Origin of the sequence: Acinetobacter sp. HR7, from assembly GCF_000773685.1 — a bacterium.
GTDB classification, from domain to species: Bacteria; Pseudomonadota; Gammaproteobacteria; order Pseudomonadales; family Moraxellaceae; genus Acinetobacter; species Acinetobacter thermotolerans.
Genome location: NZ_JPQO01000019.1, coordinates 1 through 914 on the forward strand (window position 1 = coordinate 1; position 914 = coordinate 914).

At 40.2% G+C, this 914-nt stretch carries 1 protein-coding gene; it reads left to right on the top strand.

The window, feature by feature from the left end:
• Window positions 1-867: IS30-like element IS18 family transposase (locus GW12_RS01355; RefSeq protein ID WP_034582432.1), on the top strand; the 867-nt coding region annotated here is incomplete at its 5' end.
• Window positions 868-914: the final 47 nt, after the last annotated feature.

Genomic DNA, 914 nt, shown 5'->3' on the forward strand with positions numbered 1-914 from the left:
GGGCGTTCACGATCAACCATCTACCGTGAATTAAAAAGAAATACTGGGCAACGTGGATATAGGGCTCAACAGGCAGCTAAATTTGCAAGTCAAAGACGGTACCGTCCTTCCTCATCAATGACAGCATTTGCCTTCGCCTATATTGATTATTTAATTGGCTTGGACTGGTCACCAGAACAAATTTCAGGTGCTTTAACACAACGCGGTTGGCTGGATGTACCTTCACATGAGTGGATTTACCAGTACATTTATCAAGATAAATCAAAAGGCGGTAAACTCCATCTACACTTAAGGCATCAGAAGAAATATCGAAAACGAGGTTACAAAAACACGGATCGTAGGGGGCAAATCATTGATAAAACAAGTATTCACTGTCGAGACCAGGTCATTGATCAACGACAACGTTTAGGAGATTTCGAAGGTGACACGGTGATTGGTAAACATCATAAAGGTGCTTTATTAACCCTTGTTGATCGAAAGAGCCTGTATGTACATATTGTTCATTTAGGATCAACGAGAGCATCCTCTCAAACGATTACTTGTGCGTTAGATCGTTTACGAATGAGCCATGCTTATAGTGTGACATTTGATAATGGTAAAGAATTTTCCGAACACAAAAGAATTACTGATGCCGGGATAGAGACGTATTTTGCTGATCCTTACAAGTCTATTCAGCGAGCTAGAAATGAAAATACGAATGGTTTAATCCGTCAATATCTGCCAAAATCATCATCGTTTGATGACGTGTCAAACGAACAAATAGAGCAGATAGAATTTGCACTCAACCATCGTCCTAGAAAAACGCTAGGTTGGTATACACCGAGTGAAGTTATGGCTGGTTTTTATACTGTTGCACTTGCCGCTTGAATCCGCCTGAAATAAAAAATCCCCATACCAGATGGGGATTTTTATAT